Source organism: Streptomyces sp. NPDC037203, assembly GCF_055605065.1.
In genome coordinates this window covers 381,810-404,132 of the sequence record NZ_JBVJUC010000003.1, presented here as the reverse complement: position 1 = coordinate 404,132, position 22,323 = coordinate 381,810, and the positions used below count along the sequence as shown (strand labels likewise).

At 74.0% G+C, this 22,323-nt stretch carries 23 protein-coding genes; 11 read left to right on the top strand and 12 right to left on the bottom strand.

Going from position 1 to position 22,323, the window contains the following annotated elements; translation table 11 throughout:
• Nucleotides 1-96 precede the first annotated feature (96 nt).
• Both ACZ7EC_RS11080 and ACZ7EC_RS11075 read right to left on the bottom strand, forming a co-directional pair.
• On the bottom strand, nucleotides 97-471 hold the full coding sequence (locus ACZ7EC_RS11080; protein WP_471060802.1) for a hypothetical protein: 375 nt from the start codon (nucleotides 469-471) through the stop codon (nucleotides 97-99).
• Nucleotides 472-583: 112 nt separating this feature from the next.
• Nucleotides 584-1,459, bottom strand: a complete 876-nt coding sequence (locus ACZ7EC_RS11075) for a hypothetical protein (protein ID WP_471060799.1) — start codon at nucleotides 1,457-1,459, stop codon at nucleotides 584-586.
• A gap of 314 nt (nucleotides 1,460-1,773) precedes the next feature.
• Here ACZ7EC_RS11075 and ACZ7EC_RS11070 point away from each other — a divergent pair, with 314 nt between their 5' ends.
• Entirely contained in the window at nucleotides 1,774-3,849 is a 2,076-nt protein-coding gene (locus tag ACZ7EC_RS11070; RefSeq protein WP_471060796.1) for a SpoIIE family protein phosphatase, read from the top strand.
• A gap of 32 nt (nucleotides 3,850-3,881) precedes the next feature.
• Here ACZ7EC_RS11070 and ACZ7EC_RS11065 read toward each other — a convergent pair whose 3' ends face one another.
• Complete coding sequence (locus ACZ7EC_RS11065) at nucleotides 3,882-4,709, bottom strand: putative protein N(5)-glutamine methyltransferase (RefSeq protein WP_471060793.1); 828 nt, start codon at nucleotides 4,707-4,709, stop codon at nucleotides 3,882-3,884.
• A 267-nt stretch (nucleotides 4,710-4,976) separates the two neighbouring features.
• Here ACZ7EC_RS11065 and ACZ7EC_RS11060 point away from each other — a divergent pair, with 267 nt between their 5' ends.
• A complete protein-coding gene (locus tag ACZ7EC_RS11060; protein ID WP_471060791.1) occupies nucleotides 4,977-5,417 on the top strand; it encodes a MarR family winged helix-turn-helix transcriptional regulator in 441 nt (146 codons plus the stop codon).
• Between the two features lie 27 nt (nucleotides 5,418-5,444).
• On the opposite strand, the gene ACZ7EC_RS11055 is transcribed toward ACZ7EC_RS11060, so the two are convergent.
• The gene (locus ACZ7EC_RS11055) at nucleotides 5,445-6,230 is read right to left on the bottom strand and encodes a GNAT family N-acetyltransferase (RefSeq protein ID WP_471060789.1); all 786 of its coding nucleotides are present in this window, start codon (nucleotides 6,228-6,230) and stop codon (nucleotides 5,445-5,447) included.
• A 238-nt stretch (nucleotides 6,231-6,468) separates the two neighbouring features.
• Here ACZ7EC_RS11055 and ACZ7EC_RS11050 point away from each other — a divergent pair, with 238 nt between their 5' ends.
• The 5 genes from ACZ7EC_RS11050 (at nucleotide 6,469) to ACZ7EC_RS11030 (ending at nucleotide 10,940) form a co-directional block, all read left to right on the top strand.
• Nucleotides 6,469-7,074 carry a sulfite oxidase-like oxidoreductase gene (locus tag ACZ7EC_RS11050; protein WP_471060786.1) on the top strand — a complete coding sequence of 202 codons (606 nt, stop codon included), beginning with the start codon at nucleotides 6,469-6,471 and terminating at the stop codon, nucleotides 7,072-7,074.
• Nucleotides 7,067-7,831 carry a ferredoxin reductase gene (locus ACZ7EC_RS11045; RefSeq protein ID WP_471060784.1) on the top strand — a complete coding sequence of 255 codons (765 nt, stop codon included), beginning with the start codon at nucleotides 7,067-7,069 and terminating at the stop codon, nucleotides 7,829-7,831. The genes ACZ7EC_RS11050 and ACZ7EC_RS11045 overlap by 8 nt, the downstream gene beginning before the upstream one ends.
• Before the next feature lie 191 nt (nucleotides 7,832-8,022).
• Nucleotides 8,023-8,601: an Rv1733c family protein gene (locus ACZ7EC_RS11040; protein ID WP_471060782.1), complete on the top strand. Its 579-nt coding sequence runs from the start codon at nucleotides 8,023-8,025 to the stop codon at nucleotides 8,599-8,601.
• A gap of 78 nt (nucleotides 8,602-8,679) precedes the next feature.
• Nucleotides 8,680-9,648, top strand: coding sequence for an acetylxylan esterase (locus ACZ7EC_RS11035; protein WP_471060779.1), 969 nt, complete (start codon nucleotides 8,680-8,682; stop codon nucleotides 9,646-9,648).
• 95 nt (nucleotides 9,649-9,743) lie between these two features.
• Complete coding sequence (locus tag ACZ7EC_RS11030) at nucleotides 9,744-10,940, top strand: serine hydrolase domain-containing protein (protein ID WP_471060776.1); 1,197 nt, start codon at nucleotides 9,744-9,746, stop codon at nucleotides 10,938-10,940.
• Between the two features lie 14 nt (nucleotides 10,941-10,954).
• On the opposite strand, the gene ACZ7EC_RS11025 is transcribed toward ACZ7EC_RS11030, so the two are convergent.
• Entirely contained in the window at nucleotides 10,955-11,698 is a 744-nt protein-coding gene (locus ACZ7EC_RS11025; RefSeq protein ID WP_471060773.1) for a class I SAM-dependent methyltransferase, read from the bottom strand.
• Nucleotides 11,699-11,772: 74 nt separating this feature from the next.
• On the opposite strand from ACZ7EC_RS11025, the gene ACZ7EC_RS11020 reads away from it, so the two are divergent.
• From ACZ7EC_RS11020 to ACZ7EC_RS11010, 3 genes are all read left to right on the top strand, one after another.
• The gene (locus tag ACZ7EC_RS11020; protein WP_471060770.1) at nucleotides 11,773-12,168 is read left to right on the top strand and encodes a nuclear transport factor 2 family protein; all 396 of its coding nucleotides are present in this window, start codon (nucleotides 11,773-11,775) and stop codon (nucleotides 12,166-12,168) included.
• 349 nt (nucleotides 12,169-12,517) lie between these two features.
• Nucleotides 12,518-13,666 (top strand): transcription termination factor Rho, encoded by a 1,149-nt coding sequence (gene rho / locus ACZ7EC_RS11015; protein WP_471060767.1) that lies wholly within the window; start codon nucleotides 12,518-12,520, stop codon nucleotides 13,664-13,666.
• 83 nt (nucleotides 13,667-13,749) lie between these two features.
• Nucleotides 13,750-14,955, top strand: coding sequence for a D-alanyl-D-alanine carboxypeptidase family protein (locus ACZ7EC_RS11010; RefSeq protein ID WP_471060764.1), 1,206 nt, complete (start codon nucleotides 13,750-13,752; stop codon nucleotides 14,953-14,955).
• Between the two features lie 222 nt (nucleotides 14,956-15,177).
• Here ACZ7EC_RS11010 and ACZ7EC_RS11005 read toward each other — a convergent pair whose 3' ends face one another.
• From ACZ7EC_RS11005 to crcB, 7 genes are all read right to left on the bottom strand, one after another.
• A complete protein-coding gene (locus ACZ7EC_RS11005) occupies nucleotides 15,178-16,116 on the bottom strand; it encodes a glutaminase (RefSeq protein ID WP_397987654.1) in 939 nt (312 codons plus the stop codon).
• Nucleotides 16,117-16,179: 63 nt separating this feature from the next.
• Nucleotides 16,180-17,586, bottom strand: a complete 1,407-nt coding sequence (aspA, locus tag ACZ7EC_RS11000) for an aspartate ammonia-lyase (RefSeq protein WP_471060760.1) — start codon at nucleotides 17,584-17,586, stop codon at nucleotides 16,180-16,182.
• 56 nt (nucleotides 17,587-17,642) lie between these two features.
• Entirely contained in the window at nucleotides 17,643-18,641 is a 999-nt protein-coding gene (locus tag ACZ7EC_RS10995) for an asparaginase (RefSeq protein ID WP_471060757.1), read from the bottom strand.
• A 222-nt stretch (nucleotides 18,642-18,863) separates the two neighbouring features.
• Nucleotides 18,864-19,541, bottom strand: coding sequence for a FadR/GntR family transcriptional regulator (locus ACZ7EC_RS10990; RefSeq protein WP_471062020.1), 678 nt, complete (start codon nucleotides 19,539-19,541; stop codon nucleotides 18,864-18,866).
• A 186-nt stretch (nucleotides 19,542-19,727) separates the two neighbouring features.
• On the bottom strand, nucleotides 19,728-20,564 hold the full coding sequence (locus ACZ7EC_RS10985; protein WP_471060754.1) for an undecaprenyl-diphosphate phosphatase: 837 nt from the start codon (nucleotides 20,562-20,564) through the stop codon (nucleotides 19,728-19,730).
• A 228-nt stretch (nucleotides 20,565-20,792) separates the two neighbouring features.
• Complete coding sequence (locus ACZ7EC_RS10980; protein ID WP_471060751.1) at nucleotides 20,793-21,158, bottom strand: DUF190 domain-containing protein; 366 nt, start codon at nucleotides 21,156-21,158, stop codon at nucleotides 20,793-20,795.
• Nucleotides 21,155-21,619, bottom strand: coding sequence for a fluoride efflux transporter CrcB (gene crcB, locus ACZ7EC_RS10975; protein WP_471060749.1), 465 nt, complete (start codon nucleotides 21,617-21,619; stop codon nucleotides 21,155-21,157). Before crcB ends, ACZ7EC_RS10980 begins: the two co-directional genes overlap by 4 nt.
• 337 nt (nucleotides 21,620-21,956) lie before the next feature.
• Between crcB and ACZ7EC_RS10970 the strand changes: the two genes are divergently transcribed.
• Nucleotides 21,957-22,313, top strand: coding sequence for a VOC family protein (locus tag ACZ7EC_RS10970; protein ID WP_471060746.1), 357 nt, complete (start codon nucleotides 21,957-21,959; stop codon nucleotides 22,311-22,313).
• Nucleotides 22,314-22,323 lie beyond the last annotated feature (10 nt).

The following is a 22,323-nucleotide window of genomic DNA, read 5'->3' as shown; positions in this document are numbered from 1 at the left end:
TCGGGTACGGCCCGGCGCAGGACGCCCCGGCCGGTGCGGGACCGGCCGGGGCGTCGTCGTAGCGGTGTGGTGCCGTCGTGGCGGTATCGCCTCGGTTCAGCGGCTCTCCAGGCGCAGATGCAGATCGCGCTCCTGGTCGCCGGAGGCCGCGCTGGTCTCCTCGACGGTGAACATGGAGTCCAGGACGTGGCGGAAGCGGTCCACAGCCCAGTAGCCGCCCTGGACGTCCGCCTGGACGGACGAGCGGAGATGGACCGGCGGACAGCCCTTGCGCTGGGTGTCCGCGACCTCGTAACTGCCGAGCCACACCATCGGGCGGGACTCGTGGAGCTGCTGGGGCACCTCGTCCTCGCCCCGGTCGGACGCGAAGCACGTGTTGAGCGCCTCGAAGACGAGACGTGCGTCGTCCTTGGAGCATCCGCTGATCTCCACCATGACGGTTTCCGGATGGGACCGGTCCTCGTTCGCCATTGATCGCTCCTTTCCTGGCCGCGCTGCGCTGCCCGGAGTACCCCGCCGCACCGCGTCCATCCCCCCGCCCGGCAAAACACCGCTTCCCGACGCCCGCACGCGCTGCGCGGGATCAGCCGAGGGTGAACTTGTACGTCTTGCTGTCGGTGAGCACGCAGACGCCCGGCGAGACCACGATCACCCGCAGGGTGCCGCTGCGCCGGTCGTAGTCGATGCCCTCCACCTCGAAGGTGCCGGAGCACGCGCTGCGCAGCGGCAGCTGGCGCAGGGCCGTGACATGCCCGGTGACGTCCGCGGAGCCGTTCGGCGGGGCCGACAGGTCGATCTGGAGCAGCGGCTTGGTGATGCCGAACAGGCTGCCGTCGGAGTCGTCGGAGGAGCAGAGCAGGGTGGTGGGGCCGGAGAAGTCGCAGCCCTGCACATCGCTGACGGCGTGGTCCAGGTGCACCGTGGCGGCCAGCGGGAGGTTCGCCGAGGGCGAGGTGCTGCGGTTCTCGCCCGGCGTCGGGAAGACGAGCAGCCGGTTCATGGTGCCCCACTCGCCGGACAGCATCCACTGCCCGTCGGGCGTGATCGCGTCCCAGGAGTTGTTCAGCGCCTCGCCGGGGCCGAGCTGGTGCACGTACTCCGACCAGGAGCCGTCGGGCGCCTGCACGCGGTACATCTTCGCGCCGCCGGAGTCCTCCTGGTAGGGCTCGACGTAGTAGCCCTCGTACGAGGCGTCGGGATCGCCGACGTGGTTCCAGCCCCGCAGGGAGTCGCTCAGCGGGATGGTGCCGATGCCGGTGTAGCGGTTGGGGCTGCCCGCCGGGACCTCGATCGAGGCCAGCCCCTGGCTCTCGGTCAGCGGGTCGGCGCGGTCCGAGCCGGTCTCGTTCCAGGTGCCGGCCGCGGCGGCGGGCGACGGCACGGCGAGGGACAGGGCGGCGGCGAGGGCGACGAGCGCGGTGAGGGCTCCGTTGCGGCGTAACCGGGCGGACGCGGGCATGACCATCTCCTCGAACGGGCGGTGGGGACACTCGAACGGCGCACAGTCTGGCGTGGCCCGATCCGTCATGTACAGGCCAATGCAGCAACACGGGCGTGAACTCTCCCGGCGCCTTCGGCCGCGCGGTACGGTCCGCGCGAGCGGTCCCGGTGCCCCGGCCCGGCGACGGCTCGGGCGGACGCCCGCCGCCGGGTTGAGAGATGGTGGAGGTTGACGGCGACGGCGGCGGAGAGTCGGATGTGAGCGCGACAGGACGTGGGGGAACCGGCACGGGGGACGGCGTGCCGTCCGGACGGGCGAAGGCGGTGCGTGGCATGAGTGCAGCCGGGGCTGCGGCGACGGAGGGCGGCGAGCCGGCCCGCGGTCCCGTGCCGCCGGGTGGCCTCCTCGACGTGCTCGCGGTGGCCTCGGTGGTCCTGGACACCGCGGGCCGGATCGTGCTGTGGAGCCCTCAGGCCGAGGAGCTGTTCGGCTACACGGCGGCGGAGGCGCTCGGCCAGTACGCCGCCCGGCTGATGGTGAACGAGCGGCACATGCAGCTGGTCGGCAAACTCTTCGCCGACGTCATGGCCACCGGGCAGAGCTGGGCGGGCGGCTTCCCGATCCGGCACAAGGACGGCACCACCCGTCTGGTGGAGTTCCGCAACATGCGGCTGCTGGACGCCCGCGGCGAGGTGTACGCCCTCGGTCTCGCCGCCGACCGCTCGACCGTGCGGCGCCTCGAACAGGACGTGGCGCTGTCCGAGCGGATGGTGATGCAGTCCCCGGAGGGGCTCGCCGTGTTCGACACGGAGCTGCGGTACGTGTCGCTCAACCCCGCCCTGGAGCGGATCAACGGGCGGCCCGCCGCCGAACACCTGGGGCGCCGCATGGCCGAGGTGGTGCCCGAGCTGGACGTCGCCGACATGGAGGCCGGCGCCCGCCGGGTGCTGGAGACGGGCACGCCCCTGATCGACCACATCCTCGTCGGGCGTACCCCCGCGGACCCGGACGCCGACCACACCTGGGCGGTCTCGCTGTACCGGCTGGACGACGCGGCGGGCCATGTGCTGGGCGTGGCGTGCTCGGTGGCCGACATCACCGAGCAGCACCGGGCCGCCGTGGAGGCGGAGGTGGCGCGGCGCCGCCTCGCGGTGATCGCCGACGCCGGGACACGGATCGGCACGACGCTCGAACTGGACCGTACGGCACGGGAGCTGGCCGAGGTGGCGGTGCCGGAGCTGGCCGATGTGGCCGCCGTGGACCTGCTGGAGGCGGTGGTGGAGGGCCGGCCCAGCACCCTCGGCCCGGCGGACCCGGCGGTGCTCCGGGCCCTGGCGCTGCGCCCGGAGGACGGCTCGGACGCCGTACGGGCCGCGGACACGCCCGGAGAGATCGCCCGCTACGCGCCGGACCGACTGGTCACCGAGTGCGTGCGCACCGGCGAGGCGGTGCTGGTGCCGCGGGTGAAGGACGAGGACCTGCCGCGCATCGCCCGCTCCCCCGAGGCGGCCGTACTGCTGGGGCGGGCGGGGCTGCACTCGTACCTCGCGGTGCCGCTCATCGCGCGCGGCGAGGTGCTGGGCGCGCTCGACCTCAAACGGACCGTCAACGCGCGGCCGTTCGACGCGGACGACGTGCTGCTCGCGCGGGAACTGGCGGCGCGCGCGGCGGTGCAGATCGACAACGCCCGCTGGTACCAGAACGCCCGCAACACCGCGCTCACCCTCCAGCGCAGCCTGCTGCCGAGCGAACCGCCGGTCACCACCGGGCTGGAGGTGGCCTCGCGCTACCAGCCCGCGGGTGCCACCAGCGAGGTCGGCGGGGACTGGTTCGACGTCATCCCGCTGGAGGGCGGGCGGACCGCGCTGGTGGTCGGCGATGTGATGGGCAGCGGGATCGGGGCGGCGGCGACGATGGGCCGGCTGCGCACCGCGACCGCCACGCTCGCCGCGCTCGGCCTGGACCCCGCGGTGCTCCTGGCGCACCTGGACAAGACCACCTCGGCCCTGGACCACTCCATCGCGACCTGTGTGTACGCCGTCCACGACCCGCTGCTGCGGCAGTGCCGCATCGCCAACGCCGGGCATCTGCCGCCGGCCCGCGTCCGCCCCGGCCACCCCCCGGAACTCCTCGACCTGCCCACCGGCGTCCCCCTCGGCGTCGGCGGTGTCTCCTTCTCCAGCGTCACCGTGGACTTCGCCCCCGGCGACGAACTGGTCCTCTACACCGACGGCCTGGTCGAGACCCGCCACCACGACCTGGACGAACGACTGGACCTCATGCTGTCCCTGCTGACCGATCCCACCCGCCCGCTGGAGGAGACCTGCGACCACCTCCTGCGCACGCTCCACCATCCGGACAACCACGACGACGTGGCGCTGCTCATCGCACGGGCGAAGGAGTGCTGACGGGTCGCCGGCAGAGTGTGCCCTTCCGGGCGTCAGTCCCGGACAGGGCCGCGGGGTTCCGGGCGGGCGTCCCGCACCCCGATGACCACGTGCGCCGACCACTCCTCGGAGACCGCCACGCGTGCGCTCAGGCCCGCCTCGGTGAAGGCGGCGAGCGCGGCCGGGGCCTGGCGTTCGCTGGTCTCGGACAGCAGCCGGCCGCCGGGGGCGAGCCAGCCGGGGGCCCCGGCGGCGACGCGGCGCAGGACGGCGAGGCCGTCGGGGCCGCCGTCGAGGGCGGTGGGCGGCTCGTGGTCGCGGGCCTCGGCCGGGAGCAGCGGGAGGTCGGGGGTGGGGACGTAGGGCACGTTGGCCGTCAGCAGATCGACGCGGCCGCGCAGTGCGGTGGGCAGGGCGTCGTAGAGGTCGCCCTGGTGGGCGTGGCCGCCATGGGGGGCGAGGTTGCGGCGGGCGCAGCGGACGGCGGCCGGGTCGATGTCGGCGGCGTGCACCCGCGCCCCGTCCAGCGCGGCGGCGAGGGCCGCGCCGAGCGCGCCGGAGCCGCAGCACAGGTCCACGACGACGGACGCGTCCGGGACTTCGGCCAGCGCCTGGTCCACCAGGAACTCGGTACGGCGGCGGGGCACGAACACACCGGGCTCGACGGCGATGCGCAGCCCGTGGAACCCGGCCCAGCCGAGGACGTGTTCGAGCGGCAGCCCGGCGGTGCGCCGGTCCACCATGGCGGCGAGTTCGGCGGCGTCACGGGCGGTGCCGAGTATCAACTCGGCCTCGTCCTCGGCGAACACGCATCCGGCGGCACGCAGCGCGCGGACGACGGCCGCGGGGGAAAGAGAGGGGTGAGAGGGGCGAGGGGGCATGGATGACGGGGGCCTTTCGGGAGCGCGAGACCACAGGGCGCTCCCGCGGTCACCGCTTCCGGTGCACCGCGCCGTCACGAGGGAGGAGCACCCCGGCTGACACAGCGGATATGGGTCCCACCTCCTCGCGTTCGGGGCCGCGGACCTGCGCGACCGGACGGTCACCATACCCCACCGGGCCCGGCCGGGTGCGGCCCCCTGACATCGAGAGTTGTACTCTGCAACCGGAATCCGGAGCACCGGGAAGCGCCGCAGCAGGGAGGTCCCGTGCGCCCAGCCGAGTCGGCCGTCGAGGCGATCCAGCGCGAGATGACGGTCTTCGCCCGCCGGGCCCGCGCCTCGGCGGGCCGGATGCATCCCGAGCTGTCCCTGGTGTCGTACACCCTGCTCGGCCACCTGGAGGAGAGCGGCGGCTGCCGGGCCACCGATCTCGCGGCGCACTACGCCCTGGACAAGTCCACGGTGAGCCGCCAGGTGGCCGCGCTGGAGCGCGCGGGCCTGATCGAGCGCTGCCCGGACCCGGCGGACCAGCGGGTCCAGGTGCTCCAGCTGACCTCGGCCGGGCAGGAGATCCTCGCCCAGGTCACCCGGCGCCGCCGGGCCGCCTTCCAGGAACGGCTCGCGGACTGGGCCGAGGACGACCTGGTGCGGTTCGCGTCCTATCTGGAGCGTTACAACGCGAGCGCCGGCGGCTTCGGCACCGACTGAACACCCCGGCGGCCGGGCGTACGGCGGTCACCCCGCCGGCACCGCCGGCCGCCCGTCCGCCAGCCGCTCCGGGACCCGCGCCGCCAGGAACGACGTGGTCCGGCGCAGCCGGAAGCCGAGGGACTCGTAGAGCCGGATGGCGTTGGTGTTCCCGGCGCCGGTGTGCAGGAACGGGGTGTCCCCGCGCTCCCGGATGCCGTGCGCGACGGCACGGATCAGCCGGCCGGCCAGACCCTGGCCGCGCACCCCGGCGTCGGTGCACACCGCGCTGATCTCCGTCCAGCCCGGCGGACGCAGCCGCTCCCCCGCCATCGCGACCAGCGCGCCCTCGCGGCGGATGCCGAGGTAGGTGCCCATCTCGATGGTGCGCGGCAGGAACGGCCCCGGCCGGGTGCGCGCCACCAGGTCCAGCATCTCGGGCACGTCGGCCGGGCCGAGGCGGACCGCCTCCGCGTCCGGCGCCGCGGCCAGGCCGTCGTCCACGAGCTGGACACCGTCCACGTGGAAGGTGATCTCCCAGTCCGCGGGGGCCTGTCCGCAGTAGCCGAACAGCGGGACCTCGGCGCCGGGTCCGGCCAGCGCGGCGAGGTCGGCCCAGTCCCGCTCCTCCGGCTCGTCGGGCAGCGCCAGCCACGGCGAGACGTCCACCGGGTAGCGCAGCACCCGGCCGCGCCGCTCGGCGAAGCGGGCGTGCGGCCCGGTGAGGGAGGCGTGGGCGGGGTTGTCGAGGACGTGCCGGACGTCCGAGGGGGCCCGCGGGGCGTCCGTGGGGAGCGGGACGTCCGTGGGGGGCGGGGGGCCGACGACGCTCACGCGGCCACCCCGATCACCGTGCCGGAGCCGTACGCCTTGCGCATTCTCATCCCTCGCTTCTCTCGTACCGGTGACCGGCGCGCCCAGGGGCCGGTACCGATCGCCAAGGAGCGGCCCGCGACCGGTATTCCCGCGCCCCGGCGGTGTTCATACGACCGCAACGATCGGGCCCCGCGTCCCGGGCACCGGGCCGGTGACCAGGAGCGGAGCACCGGCCCGGACAGCGTACGGTTGAAGCATGAACGTCACGCGAGGCTTCACGGGCCGCGCGCGCGAGCACCATCCGGGGCTGCCGCCCGGTCAGTACGACGCGCGCGAGGACTGGCCCGTCCTGTCCGCCGAGGTCACTCCCGACCTCGCACCCGCCGACTGGACCTTCCGGATCGACGGACTGGTCGAGCGGCCGTACACCTGGGACTGGGACGCGGCGCACGCGCTGCCCGCCTCGGCGTACGAGGGTGACATCCACTGCGTCACCGGGTGGTCGAAGTTCGGGGTGCGCTTCGGCGGGGTCTCGCTCGACGCCTTCCTCGACGTGGTGCGGCCCGCCCCGGCCGCCACCCACGCGCTCGCCCGCTCCCACACCGGCTACACCGCGAACCTGCCGCTGGCCGACCTCACCGGTGGCCGCGCCTGGATCGTCTGGGAGTACGGCGGCGCGCCGCTGCCGGCCGAGCACGGCGGCCCGGCGCGCCTGGTGGTGCCCCACCTGTACTTCTGGAAGAGCGCCAAGTGGATCGCGGGCATCACGCTCCTCGACCACGACGAGCCGGGCTTCTGGGAGGGCAACGGCTACCACGCGCGCGGCAACCCCTGGGAGGAGCAGCGGTACTCCGGTGACTGAGACGACGACCGCGCCCGGCGGCGCGCCCCGGTTCGCGGTGCCCGGCCGGATCGCGGTGAGCGAGCAGGCGGAGTCGACATGGCAGACGGCCACCCTGACCGAGATCCGCCGGGAGACCCCGCACGCGGCCACGTTCCGGCTCGCGGTGCCCGCGTGGCCGGGACACCTGCCCGGCCAGCACCTGATGCTGCGGCTGACCGCCGAGGACGGCTACACGGCGCAGCGCCACTACTCCATCGCCTCCGCTCCCGACGACAGCGGACACATCGAGCTGACCCTGGACCGGGTGCCGGGCGGCGAGGTCTCCGGCTGGTTCCACACGGTGGCCCGGCCCGGTGACACCATCGAGGTGCGCGGCCCGCTCAGCGGCTTCTTCGCCTGGCCGGGGGACCGGCCCGCGCTGCTGCTCGGCGCCGGCTCCGGGGTCGTACCGCTGATGTCGATGGTCCGGCACCACCGGGGGCGCGGCCTGCGCGTGCCACTGCGGATGCTGGTGTCGGCGCGGAGCCCCGAGGAGCTGATCTACGCGGCCGAGCTGGGCGCGGAGACCACCCCGGTGTTCACACGCAGCGCCCCCGCCGGGGTGCCGGTGGGCCGGGTGTCGGCCGCGCATCTGGCGCCGCTGCTGGCCGAGCGGCCGCCGGGCGGGTGGGAGGCGTACGTGTGCGGCTCCAACGGGTTCGCCGAGCACGTCTCCCGGCTGCTGGTGCGTGCCGGTCAGCCGGCCGACCGGATCCGCATCGAACGCTTCGGCTGAGCCGCACCGCCGGCACGCTCGCGGGACATATGGCTCGAATGCGCCTCAAATGGGCCGGAATTCGCGGTTCATCGGGTGGGCCGGGTGCGCCGTACGGGGTACGAGTCGGGTGTGGACGCCCGTGCGCACACCGGGAGCGGGTGGCGGCGCGGGCGGGCGGGCGGCCGGTCGGCTTCGGCGAGGAGGCGGGCATGCGGAACCGGGTGCGTGTGCGCGGCTGGCGCTGGCGGAGCAATCCGCTGCGGCGCCGCTGTGATGTCGTCGAGGCGTGGACGGCGCTGGTGGTCGCCGTGCTGCTGTTCGTGGTGGCGCCGCTGGTCGGGGCGGCCGCGGGCCTGTACACGCGGGACCGGGCGGCGGCGACCGCGGCGGCGCAGCGGGCCGCGCGCCATCAGGTGCGGGCCACGGTGGTCGGCGACCCGCCCGCCGCAGGGGCCGATCGCGGCCGTCCGCACCGCGCCGAGGTCCGCTGGACCGACCCCGGCCAGGTGCCCAGGACCGCCATGGCGCGGGTGCCGGCCGGTACCCCCGCGGGCGGGACGGTCTCCGTGTGGGTCGACTCTCGGGGCCGGGTCGTCACCGCGCCGGCGTCCGGCGCGGCGGTCCTCCAGCACGCGGTGACCGTCGGGGTGTGCACGGCGGCCTGCGCCGGGGGCCTGGTGTTCCTCGGGCACACCGCCGCCCGCCGGGCGGCGCTGCGCCACCGGCTCGCCGAGTGGGAGCGCGAGTGGGCCCGCACCGAGCCGCGGTGGACCCGGCCGAGGAGGTGACGAGCACGCCGCCATGGCCGGCCGGGGCACCGTCCTCGTACGGTGGGCTCCCCGTTCTCCCGGTGAAGGCGGTGGCCGATGGCCCTGTTCGACCTGCCCCTGTCCGAACTCCGCGCCTACCGCGGCGAGTCCGCGGCCCCCGATGACTTCGACGCCTTCTGGGCCGCCACCCTGAGCGAGGCGCGCGCACACGAACTGGACGTCCGTTTCGAGCCGGTGGAGTCCGGACTGGCCACGGTCGAGGTGTACGATGTCACGTTCGCGGGGTTCGGCGGGCACCCGGTCAAGGGCTGGCTGCGGCTGCCCGCGGGCGCCCGCGAACCCCTGCCGCTCGTCGTGCAGTTCATCGGCTACGGCGGCGGGCGCGGGCTGGCGCACGAGGATCTGCTGTGGGCGTCGACGGGCCGGGCGCACTTCGTGATGGACACCCGAGGGCAGGGCAGCGTCTGGGGCGGCGGGGGCGGCACCGCGGACCCGGTGGGCTCGGGGCCCGCCCACCCCGGCTTCCTCACCCGTGGCATCGACGCGCCCGAGAACCACTACTACCGGCGGGTGTTCACGGACGCGGTGCGGGCGGTCGAGGCGGCCCGCGCCCATCCGCTGGCCGACGCGGCGCGCACGGTGGCGCTGGGCCACAGCCAGGGCGGCGGCATCACCCTCGCCGTCGGCGCGCTGGTCCCGGATCTGGTCGCGGTGGCGCCGGACGTGCCGTTCCTGTGCGACTTCCCGCGCGCGATCACGCTGACCGACCGCCACCCCTACCGCGAGGTCGGCCTGTTCCTGAAGACCCACCGGGGCCGGGCGCCGCAGGTACTGCGCACCCTCTCCTACTTCGACGGGGTGCACTTCGCGGCACGCGGCCGGATGCCGGCCCTCTTCTCTACGGCCCTGGAGGACGAGACCTGCCCGCCGTCGACGGTGTTCGCGGCCTTCAACTCCTGGGCCCATCCGGACAAGACGATCGAGGTGTACGAGTTCAACGACCACGAGGGCGGCGGACCCTTCCACGACGCGGTGAAGTTGCGCTGGCTGCGCTCGTACGCCTGAGATCACCTCTTCCTCGAACCCCGACCGGTCGGTATGTTCGGGGTGCCCGGTCCGGGCCGACACGGTCCGGGCCTTCCCGCGAGCACGGAGGGTCCATGTCCGCCACGCACGACGCCCGGCAGTCCCCGCCGCCGGAGGCCGCCGGGGTCCACGGCTTCTGCGATCCCCGGTTCACGGCCGTGCGCGAGGCGTTCGAGGAGAACTTCCGTACGCGGTACGAGCTCGGTGCGGCGGTGGCGGTCACCCTCGGCGGGCGGCCCGTGGTGGACCTGTGGGGCGGCTGGGCGGACGCGGCCCGCACCCGCACCTGGGAGCGGGACACGCTGGTGAACGTGTGGTCGACCACCAAGGGCCCGGTGGCACTGTGCGCGCATCTGCTCGCCGACCGGGGACTGCTCGACCTGGACGCGCCGGTGGCCCGCTACTGGCCCGAGTTCGCGGCGGGCGGCAAGGAGAAGGTGCTGGTGCGGCATCTGCTGTCGCACCGCGCGGGGCTGTGCGGACTGCGCGAGCCGCACAGCCTGCGGGACCTGTACGACTGGGAGCTGACCACCGCGCGGCTCGCGGCCATGGAGCCCTGGTGGGAGCCGGGCACCCGGTCCGGGTACCACGCGGTGACGTACGGCTTCCTGGTCGGCGAGGTCGTCCGGCGGATCACCGGGCTGATGCCGGGGGCCTTCCTGGAGCGTGAGGTGACCGGGCCGCTCGGCATCGACTTCGGCGTGGGCCTGCCGGTCGGGGAGTACGCGCGGGCGGCCGAACTGACCCGTACACCCGCCGGCCCGGACGGCGGACCCGCGCCCGTCTCCGGGGACCTGACCCGGATCATGCTCGCGGCCTTGGCCAACCCGGTGATCGGTCCGGCGCAGGCGAACACGCCCGAGTGGCGGGCGGCTCAGGTCCCGGCGGCCAACGGGCACGGCACCGCGCGGGCGGTCGCGGCGCTGTACGGCGTCTTCGCCGGGCGCGGCTCCTTCGGCGGGCGGCGGATTCTGACGCCCGCGGCGGCCGAGCGGGTGCGCGAGGGGCAGGGCGCCTGTGTCGACCTGGTGCTCGGCGCGGGCCTCGGGGGCGAGAGCGAGGCCGGGCTCGGCCTGTGGCTGAGCGGGCCGCGGGGCGCGTACGGGCCCAATCCGCGGGCGTTCGGCCATGACGGGTTCGGCGGTTCGTGCGGGCTCGCCGATCCGGAGGCCGGGGTGTCGCTGGGCTACGTCATGAACCGCATGGGCCCGCGCGTCGCGGACGACCCCCGGAAGACGGCACTGATCGACGCCCTGTACAGCGCCCTGTGATCACCACGCCGGGATCAATTCCCCTGCTTTGCACCGGCCTTGGTGGCGACCACCAGCCGGGCGCGCGGGCTGCCGTCGGCGCGCCGGCCGAACTCGGGCAGGGGCCGCAGCTCCGTCGTGAACCCGGCGCGCGCCAACTCCGGGAGCACCGCGCCCAGTCGGAAGGTCCGGTAGTACATGACGAACGGCGGCCGCCACAGGGCGTTGCGCACCCGCATCGCCGCGTCGAAGCCGAGCAGTGTCCAGTACGCGCGGTGGTTCGCGGGGACCGGGGCGCCCAGCGGGAAGGCGAAGCTGCCGCCGGGCCGCAGCGCCGAGTGCACCTGCGCGAACAGGCCCGGCAGCTCGCGGGGCAGGAAGTGGCCGAACGCGCCGAAGCTGACGACGAGGTCGAAGGCGGCGGTGAACGGCAGCGCCCGCGCGTCGGCGCGCACCCAGCCGAGCGCGGGTCCGCCCTCGCGGCCGGCCCGGTGCCGGGCGACGTCCAGCATGCCCGCGCTGAAATCGACGCCGACGGCGCTGCGGCGGCACAGCCCGGCCAGCACCCGCGTACCGGCGCCGGTACCGCAGCACAGGTCGAGCCCGTCGTCGAACGGGCCCAGCGGGACGAGCGCCCGCGCCACGGCGTCGAGCACCCGGCCGGGGGTGCGGAAAGGCGTGTGGTCGAACTTCGGCGCGAGCAGGTCGTAGCCGTGCTCGACGGACGACAGCGCCTGGGCGGCGAGTTCGCGCAGCGTGGGGCCTTCGGGTCCGAACATGTCCGTCAGTCCGTCAACTCTCGTACCCGTTGATCAGTTTCATCCGTACCGACCCAACCTACAGGGGTGATCCGATGCACGCGTTCCGTTCGGCAGTCGAGGCCGGGGACCTGGATGCCGTGGAGGCGCTGCTGGCCGAGGACGTCGTCTTCAGCAGTCCCGTCGTCTTCAAACCGTATACGGGCAAGGCCGTCACCGCTGCGATCCTGCGCGCGGTCTCGCAGGTCTTCGAGGACTTCCGCTACGTCCGCGCGTTCGGTTCCCCGGACTCCCCCGACCACGCGCTGGTGTTCACCGCCCGTGTGGGCGAGCGCGAGCTGACCGGCTGCGACTTCCTGCACGTGGACGAGGAGGGGCTGATCGACGACTTCATGGTCATGGTCCGCCCGCTGTCGGGCGCGCACGCCCTTGCCGAGGCGATGGGGGCGCGGTTCGAGCAGATCGCCGAGGAGGCGCGGGCGCGCTCCTGACACCGGGGCGGCCCCCGCCGAGCGCACCAGGGGGCCGCACCTCTTCCTCGGGAATACCCCCGTACCCCGATCTGTTGACGACACCGAGCGCACCGGTATAGTGCGAACAGCGCATGTGCGTGCCCCTCGTACCGGCACCGATGTCGCCGTCTTCTTCCCAGCCCCTCGGCCAAGCCGTTCTCGCGGCCCCAGGGCTTCTTCTCCGCGCAACCTCGTGACCAGGGCTTACGCCGTCGTGTCCGGGGTGTCGTCGGTGCCGCCCGGAGGCAGGTCGTATCCGCCTCCCGCTCGCGGCCGTTCCCCCTCCCACGCTTTTCTCCGCTTCCCGTCCGCGAAAGGACACCCCTCCATGACCACCACACTCGAACACCCTCCGGTCCAGCTCCAGGCCCCGGCCGCCCGGCTCGTCACCGGCGTTCTCGACCTCGACGCGCACGGGAAGGGGTACCTGCGGCGCGCCGACCTCCTCCCCACCCCCGCCGACCCGCAGGTGCCGGCCGCGCTGGTCCGCAGGTACGGGCTGCGCAAGGGCGACCTGGTCGAAGGCGTCCGGGGCGCTCAGCGCGCGCTGACCGAGGTGGCGCGGGTCGAGGGCCGTGCGCCCGGCGACGGCACCCGCCGCCGGGCCTTCCGCGACCTCACCCCGGTGCATCCGCGCCGGCGGCTGCGCCTGGAACACCCGGAGGCGGGCCTCGCCGGCCGGGTCGCCGATCTGTTCGCGCCGGTCGGCAAGGGCCAGCGCGGCCTCGTCGTGGCCCCGCCGAAAAGCGGCAAGACGGTACTGCTGAGGCAACTGGCCGCGGCCGTCGCCGGGAACCACCCCGAGTGCCGGCTGATGGTCCTGCTGCTGGACGAGCGCCCCGAGGAGGTCACCGAGATGCGCCGGGCGCTGCACGGCGAGGTGTACGCCTCCACCTTCGACCGCACCGCCAAGGAGCACATCGCCCTCGCCGAACTCGTCGGCGAACGCGCCAAGCGGCTGGTCGAGGCGGGCGAGGACGTCGTCGTCCTGCTGGACTCGCTGACCCGGCTGTGCCGGGCGCACAACAACGCCTCCGGCGCGGGCGGCCGTACCCTCAGCGGTGGTGTCGACGCGGGCGCGCTGCTCGGCCCCAAGCGGTTCTTCGGTGCCGCCCGCGAGGCCGAGGAGGGCGGCTCGCTGACCATCCTGGCCACCGCCCTAATCGACACGGGATCGCGGGCCGACGGCTACTTCTTCGAGGAGCTGAAGGGCACGGGCAACATGGAGCTGCGCCTCGACCGGGAGCTGGCCGGACGGCGCGTCTTCCCCGCCGTGGACCTGGCGGGCTCCGGCACCCGGCGCGAGGAACTCCTGCTCACCCCGGCCGAGTTGGACGCCGCACACCGGCTGCGCCGCGCCCTGCGCTCGCGCGAGGGCGCCCCGGCGGGCCTGGAGACCCTGCTGGAGCGGATGCGGCGCACCCCCGGCAACGCGGCCTTCCTGCGGCAGGTCCTGCCGACACTGCCCGCCGGCTGACCGGGTACGGCATCCGGGTTGCTCCGCTGGGCCGGACGGCGCGGCCGACGCGCACACACCACCCCCGTTCGTACGTTGATCATATGATCACCAGATTCAGATATCGGGCGGTCGTCCCCGCCTGCTCCCTGTGTGTGGCGGGCCTGCTGGCGTTCACCCCGGCCCCGGCCGGCGCCGTACCGGCCGCCGCACGGCACCGGAGCGCCGCGCTGCCCCGCAGCGGCGAGCCCGCGCCGCCCGCGCCGCGCGCGGCCACCCCGGCCCCGGCCCTGCTCTACCGCTCGGGCGTCCAGGTACGCCCGCACCGGGGCGCCCCCGGTCTGCCGGACGTCTCCGCGCTGTCCTGGCTGGTCGCCGACGCGGGCAGCGGGCAGGTGCTCGCCGCGAGCGAGGCGCACCGCCCGCTGCCGCCCGCCAGCACCCTGAAGACCCTGTTCGCCCTCACCGTGCTGCCGAAACTGCCCGGCGGGATGCAGCACACCGTGCGCTACCAGGAGCTGGCCGACGTCGCCGAGGGCAGCAGCCTGGTCGGGGTCGAGGAGGGCCACAGCTACCGGGTGGCGGATCTGTGGCGGGGGGTCTTCCTCAGTTCCGGCAACGACGCGGTGCACGTGCTCGCCTCCCTGAACGGCGGCTGGGGGACCACCGCCAAGCGGATGCAGACCAACGCCCGCGCCCTGGGCGCCCTGGACACCCATGTGCTCTCCCCGGACGGCTACGACACCCCCGGCCAGGTGTCCTCCGCCTACGACCTCGCCGTCTTCGGCCGGGAGGGGCTGCGCAACCCGGACTTCGCCCGGTACTGCTCCACCGCCCGGGCCGAATTCCCCGGCGACGGGGCGCCGTACGCCATCGAGAACACCAACCGGCTGCTCACCGGCGCCGACGGCGTGGCCCCCTATCCGGGCCTGATCGGCGTCAAGAACGGCTACACCTCCAACGCGGGCAACACCCTGGTGGCCGCGGCCCGGCGGGGCGGGCGCACGCTGGAGGTGACCGTGATGAACCCGCAGACCGGTGACGGGTTCGAGGTGTACGAGGAGGCGCGCGCGCTGCTCGACTGGGGCTTCGCGGCGGCCGGTCAGGTGGATCCGGTGGGATCGCTGGACGCGCTGCGCCCCGGCCCCCGGCCGACCGCGTCGGCCGCGCCGGTGGCGGCGGCCACGTCCGGGGAACCGGACGACGACTGGTCGGGCACCGCCGTCGGGGCGGGACTCGCCGTGCTGGGCGCGGCCGCGCTGGCACTGGCACTGCGGGCACGGGGCAGGGCCAGGGCGGCGCGTGACTGACGGACCGGCGGGCCGGGCAGAGGCCCAGGGCGACCCACGCGCGGCCCGGCGCTTCCGCCGCGCCCGGACGCACCGGGTGGCCGGCGCCGGGAGCCCCCGCAGCGGGCGGCCGACACCGGCTCGGCGTATCGACGCCGGAGGTCCGCGGGACGACGAGGGTCCGACCGGCATGGGGCCGGGGCGCGGTGGGGCGGTGTCCGGCGGTGGGCGGGGCCGGTGCGCTCAGAAGACGGAAAGGCCGGTCAGGGTGGTGAAGCGGTCCAGGGCGGCCACGCCGGCCACGGAGTTGCCGCGTTCGTCCAGGCCGGGGCTCCACACGCACAGGGTGCAGCGGCCCGGTACGACGGCGATGATGCCGCCGCCCACACCGCTCTTGCCGGGCAGGCCGACCCGGTAGGCGAAGTCGCCCGCGGCGTCGTATGTGCCGCAGGTCAGCATCACCGCGTTGACCTGCTTGGCCTGGCTGCGGCTGAGCAGCCTGCTGCCGTCGGCGCGGATGCCGTGCCGGGCGAGGAAGCCGGTGGCGAGGGCGAGGTCGGCGCAGGAGGCGGCGATGGAGCACTGGCGGAAGTACTGGTCGAGCAGGACCGTGATCTCGTTGTCGATGTTGCCGTAGGACGCCATGAAGTGGGCGAGGGCGGCGTTGCGGTCGCCGTGCGCGGTCTCGGAGGCGGCGACCTCCTGGTCGAAGTCCAGCGCGGGGTTTCCGCTCTCGGCGCGCAGGAAGTCGAGCAGTTCCCCGGCCGCGTCCCCGGTGCGGGTCTGGAGGCGGTCGGTGACCACGAGGGCGCCCGCGTTGATGAACGGGTTGCGCGGGATGCCGTCCTCGTATTCCAGCTGGACCAGGGAGTTGAACGGGTTGCCGGAGGGCTCGCGCCCGACGTGCTCCCAGAGTTCGTCGCCCTCGCGGGCGAGGTCCAGGGCGAGCGTGAACACCTTGGTGATGGACTGCGCGGAGAACGGCTGCCGCCACTCCCCCACCCCGTACACCGTGCCGTCCAGCTCGGCGACGGCCATGCCGAAGGCGCGCGGGTCGCAGGCGGCGAGCGCCGGTATGTAGTCGGCGGCACGGCCGCGGCCCGGTGTGTGTTCCAGTTCCTCGGCTATGCGCTCCAGGACCGGCAGGAAGCTGGGGGTCGACGTCGTCGTCATGATCACCATTGTGCCTCCGTGCCGGTCCCGCGGCCCACTCGCCCCGGCCCCTGAATCGCTCGTCGGCGCAGGTCAGGCGGCCGGTGCCCCGCTGCCCGCGACGATCTCCGGGCGCAGCAGAGCGGCCAGCGTCCCGGCGGGCAGCAGGCCCTTCTCCAGGACCAGCTCGGCGACCCCGCGGCCGGTGGCGAGGGCCTCCTTGGCGATCTCGGTGGCGGCCGTGTAGCCGATGTGCGGGTTGAGCGCGGTGACCAGTCCGATGGAGTTCTCCACGCTCGCGCGCAGCCGCTCGGTGTTGGCGGTGATGCCGTCGACGCAGCGCTCGGCCAGCGTCAGGCAGGCCCGCTCCAGATGGGTGACGGACTCCGACAGGGAGTGCAGGATGATCGGCTCGAAGGCGTTGAGCTGGAGCTGTCCGGCCTCGGCGGCCATGGTGATGGCGACGTCGTTGCCGATCACCTCGAAGGCGACCTGGTTGACGACCTCGGGGATGACCGGGTTGACCTTGCCCGGCATGATCGACGAACCGGCCTGCACCGGCGGCAGGTTGATCTCGCCGAGTCCGGCGCGCGGCCCGGAGGACAGCAGCCGCAGGTCGTTGCAGCTCTTGGAGAGCTTGACCGCGATCCGCTTGAGCACCCCGGACATCTGCACGAAGGCCCCGCAGTCCTGGGTGGCCTCGACCAGGTTGGCGGCGGTGACCAGCGGCAGCCCGGTGATCGCGGACAGATGCCGGCGGGCGGCCTCGGCGTACCCGGACGGAGCATTGAGTCCGGTACCGATCGCCGTGGCGCCCAGGTTGATCTCATGGATCAGCTCGACGGCCTCGGCGAGACGGCTGCGGTCCTCCTCGATCATCACGGCGAACGCGGAGAACTCCTGGCCGAGCGTCATCGGCACCGCGTCCTGCAACTGGGTGCGGCCCATCTTGAGCACCTCGCGGAACTCGACGGACTTCGCCGCGAAGGAGTCCTGGAGCACCGCCATCGCCTTGAGCAGACCACGGACCGCGAAGACCGTCGCTATCTTGACGGCGGTCGGGTAGACGTCGTTGGTCGACTGACTCAGGTTGACGTCCTCGTTGGGGTGGACACAGGTGTACTCGCCCTTGGCACGGCCGAGCAGTTCCAGCGCCCGGTTGGCGACGACCTCGTTGGCGTTCATGTTGGTCGAGGTGCCGGCCCCGCCCTGGATGACGTCCACGACGAACTGCTCGTGCAGCCCGCCCCGCCGGATCTCCTGGCAGGCGGTGACGATCGCGCGGGCCTTCTCCGGTGCGAGCAGCCCGAGTTCCTCGTTGGCGAGCGCGGCGGCCTCCTTGACGGCGGCCAGGGCGTCGACCAGATGCGGGTACGCCGAGATCGGCATGCCGGTGATGGGGAAGTTCTCGGTCGCCCGCAGGGTGTGGATGCCCCAGTAGGCGTCGGCGGGCACGTCCCGATCGCCGAGGAGGTCGTGTTCGCGCCGGGTGGTGGTCATGAGGAGTGGCTCCGCTTTCTGGGCTTCGGGAGGGGAAACGTCGGCAGGGGGTGGACTCAGGCGGGATCGGACTCGTCCACCACGCGTACGGCCCCCACCGGGACGCCGCCGCCGAGCAGCGCCTGCCCCGCGAAGCCGGTCAGCAGCGCCGGGTCCACCCCGGCGCGCTCCAGGGCCCGCGCCGCGACCGGTATCCGCGCACGGTCCGCGCCGTCCGCTATCTTCACGGCCACCGCCCGCCCGTCGGGCAGCGCGGCGACCTGGACGCCCTCGAAGCCGTCCTTGGCGAGCAGCCCCGGCACGGCCCGCATCAGCGCGGCGACGTCGCGGCCCGCGCCGGACGCCATCTCGGCGTGGTCGCGCATCGCGTCGGCGACCTTCGCCTCCGCGGTGCCGGGCGCCGCCGAGGTGATCCGGGACAGGGCGCGGGCGAGCCCGTGCAGGGAGATGGCGAACAAGGGGGCGCCGCAGCCGTCCACACTGATGTGCGCGACCCGCTGCCCGGTGAGGTCCTCGACGGTCTCCCGGATCGCCTGCTGCAGGGGGTGGGCGGGGTCCAGGTAGTCGGGCAGGGACCAGCCGTTGAGCCGCGCGGTCCACAGCATCGCCGCGTGCTTGCCGGAGCAGTTCTGGGCGAGCCGGGAGGGCGTCCGGCCCTCGCGGATCCAGGTGTCGCGGACGGCGGGGGCGAAGGGCAGGTCGGGGACGTTGCGCAGGTCGTCCTCGGCGAGGCCGGCCCGCTCCAGGATGCGCCGGGTGCCGTCGAGGTGGCGCTCCTCGCCGGAGTGGCTCGCGGCGGCCAGCGACAGCAGTTCGCCGTCCAGCGGCAGCCCGGCCCGCACCATGGCGACGGCCTGGAGGGGTTTGACGGCCGAACGGGGGTAGAAGGCGGCCTCGATGTCGCCGAGCCGGAAGTCGACGGTGCCGTCGGCGCCGAGGACGACGACGGAGCCGTAGTGGATGCCCTCGACCACGCCGCCGCGGACGAGGTGGGCGACGGGGGCGTGGCCGGGTGCGCGCACGACGGGCGCGGCGGCGGGGAGGCTGAGGTCCATTTCTTCCTGCATCAAAGAGGTCGGGGCGGCCGGTCCGCGGGTCGCGCGGTGGCACGCCGGTCGGGGCGCGGGGTGTGCGGGTCGCACGGGTCGGGCGTGGGCGTCGTACGGACCGCGCCCGGTGCGGCGGCGGCGCAGGGGCACGGTGGTGCCTCCGGCGCCGGTGCCGCGCAGGCGGGGGTCCGGGAACGGGGTGAGCCGGGAGTCAGGGGTGGGCGGCGCTCACGCCTCGGGCGTGCCGCTCGCGGCCGGGTCCGGGTTTCTGGGGCGCACGATGTCGGTGAGGGTGCGTTCGACGCGGTCCAGGTGGTGGCTCATCGCCGCGAGGGCGTCCTGTTCGCAGCCGTCGGTGAGCGCCTCCACGATCGCGCGGTGCTCGCGGTTGGACTGCTCGCGCCGGCCGCCGAGTTCGTTGAGGAAGGCCGACTGGCGGGCCAGGGCGTCGCGGATCTCCTCGATGACCCGGCGGAAGACCGGGTTCTGGGCGGCCTCGGCCACGGTGAGGTGGAAAAGGGTGTCCATCGCGACCCAGGCGGTGGTGTCCGTCTCCCGCTCCATGCGGTCCAGCAGGTGGGCCAGCCGGTCCAGATGGTCGGGGGTGCGGCGCAGGGCCGCGTAGCCGGCGACCGGGATCTCGATGTGCCGGCGGACCTCCAGCAGGTCGCTGGCCGCGTAGTCGCCGAAGGTGGGGTCCTCCACGGCGTTGGCGACGACGAAGGTGCCCTTGCCGGTCCGGGAGACCGTGAGGCCCATCGCCTGGAGCGCGCGCAGCGCCTCGCGCAGCACGGGCCGGGAGACCTCCAGGGTGCGGCCCAGCTCGGCCTCGGAGGGCAGCTTGTCGCCGATGGCGTAGTCGCCGCGTTCGATGGCGCCGCGGAGGTGGCCGAGGACCGCTTCCATCGCGCTGACGCGCCGCGGACCCACGCCACCTGTCTGGCTGTCTGACAGGTTCACGGGGCGATCCTGCGCGCTGCCCGCCCGCTCTGTCAAGGCGGCCGGTCCGGACCCGAGGCTTCACGAACGCGCACGGGGTGCGGCGCCCGCGTTCGGGCCGCCGCACCCCGTGAGGTGCCGGGAGAGCACGGCTCAGGCGTTGAGCACACCGGTGCCGAGCAGGCCGAGCAGGCCGACGCCGATGATGATCCGGTAGATCACGAAGGCGTTGAAGGAGTGCTTGGCGACGAACTTCAGCAGCCAGGCGATCGAGGCGTAGGCCACGACGAAGGAGACGAGGGTGCCGACGGCCAGCGGGGCGGCGCCCACGCCCGCGCCGAGGGCGTCCTTCAGCTCGTAGATACCGGCGCCGGTGAGCGCGGGGATGCCCAGGAAGAAGGAGAGGCGGGTCGCGGCGACGCGGTCCAGGTCCAGGACGAGCGCGGTGGACATGGTGGCGCCGGAGCGGGAGAAGCCGGGGAAGAGGAGGGCGAGGATCTGCGAGCAGCCCACCCACATCGCGTCCTTGAAGGACGTGTCGTCCTCGCCGCGCTTGTGGCGGCCCATCTGGTCCGCGCACCACATCGCGCCGGAGCCGACGATCAGCGAACCGGCCACCACCCACAGCGAGGCCAGCGGCCCGTCGATCAGCGGCTTCGCGGCAAGGCCCACCAGGACGATCGGGATGGTCGCGGCGACGACCCACCAGGCGAACTTGTAGTCGTGGTGGTAGCGCTCCTCGCGGTTGACCAGACCGCGGAACCAGGCGGAAACGATCCGCTTGATGTCCTTGAAGAAGTACACGAGCACGGCGGCGATGGCGCCGACCTGGATGACGGCGGAGAATCCGACGACGGACTTGTCGTCGACGGGGATGTGCATGAGCCCCTCGGCGATCTTGAGGTGGCCGGTGGAGGACACGGGGAGGAACTCGGTCACCCCCTCGACGACTCCGAGGATGACGGCCTGACCGACAGAGATGGCGCTCATGGGATCCAGTTCTGAGGAGAGTAGGTCGACAGTGTTGTAGGCAGTACGTGCCGCGCCGGGCGCGAAGGCCGCGGCCGGGTCGGCCCGCCAGGCCGGCGATGACGCTCACCGAAGCGTAGAGGCCCGAGCCGGCCCCGGTCGGCCGCAGGGTCTCGCAGCAGGAATTCTCACAGCAGGCGGTGCGAGGACGTGGTCAGCGCCCCGCGCCGGCCGCGCCGGGCGGCCGGTTCACAACGGTTCCTCACCTTCCGGCGCGGGTGCGCGGCCGGCGTACCGTACGACCTCGCACTCGTCCAGCGTGACCAGTCCCCCGTGGACCAGTTCGGCAAGCTGGGGCAGGAAGGCCCGCACCCGCTCCTCGGTGTCCACGACGACCACCGCGACCGGCAGGTCCTCGGCGAGCGAGAGCAGCCGGGAGGTGTGGATGCGGGAGGAGGCGCCGAAGCCCTCGATGCCCCGGAAGACGCTGGCGCCCGCGAGCCCGGCGGCGTGGGCGCGGTGCACGATCTCGCTGTAGAGGGGCTTGTGGTGCCAGGTGTCGTCCTCGCCGACGCAGACGGTCAGCCGCAGCGCGCGACCGGTGAGCGCGGTCATGCCCGCTCCCTCCGGGTCAGCACCCGGCGGACGGTGGCCGAGGCGAGCCACACCGCGCCGAGGGCCGCGCAGGGCGTCGCCACCAGATAGACGAGGCCGACGCCGGGGCGGCCCGCCTCGACCAGCCTGCGGATGTCGACCGTGTAGGTGGAGAAAGTGGTGAAGCCGCCGAGGACGCCGGTGCCGAAGAAGGGGCGGACGAGGCGGTGGGCGGCCCACACCTCGGTGAGGAACACCATGAACACGCCCATCACGGCGCAGCCGATGAGGTTGGTGCAGAAGGTCGCCCAGGGGAAGCCGCCGGGCGGGGTGGGCCAGGCGAGGCTGAGCCCGTAGCGGGCGCAGGCGCCGAGGGCGCCGCCGGCGGCGACCACCGCGACGACGGGGCCCTGGGCTCGCCACCGCGGACGCCGGCGCGGTGAGATGCGGGCGCGGAGGGTGCCGGCTTCGGGGGTTGTCATGGTTCCTACGTCTCCTGCTCGGCCGTCCCCCGGTGGGTGATCACGGCCGGCACCAGACTACCGCCGGATCGGCGGCACCCCGCCCACGTTGCGGCCCGCGCGGGCGAACCGTTCACCCACTCTTCTTCTGCCGGACGACCGGGTGGACGCGGCCTCACCGGCTGTGCCGGGCCGGCGGATGCGCCGTCACGGAGGCGCCGCTCGGTGTGCGGGGCCGGGGGCGTCGAAGCGGTCAGGATCGGAGAAGCCGTGGCGGGGTCCCCCGGTCTAGCGTGGCTGCATCGACGGGGCCGGCCGGGCCGCCCCGAATCCATTGCCCTGTGAGGAGCGAGTTCCCATGACCACCGGTGTGCAGACCATCATCTACCCCGTCAAGGACGCGGAGCGGGCCAAGGCCCTGTTCGGCGCGCTGCTGGGCGTCGAGCCGTACGCCGACGAGCCGTACTACATCGGATTCAAGGCCGCCGGGCAGGACGTCGGCCTGGACCCGAACGGGCACGCGCAGGGCCTGACCGGGCCGGTGCCGTTCTGGCACGTCACCGATCTGCGGGAGCGCCTGGCGGCGCTGGTGGCGGCGGGCGCGGAGATCGTCCAGGACGTCCGGGACGTCGGCAACGGGCGGCTCGTGGCGAGCGTCAAGGACGCCGACGGCAACATGGTGGGCCTGCTCCAGGATCCCGCCACCGAACAGTAGTTGCACACTC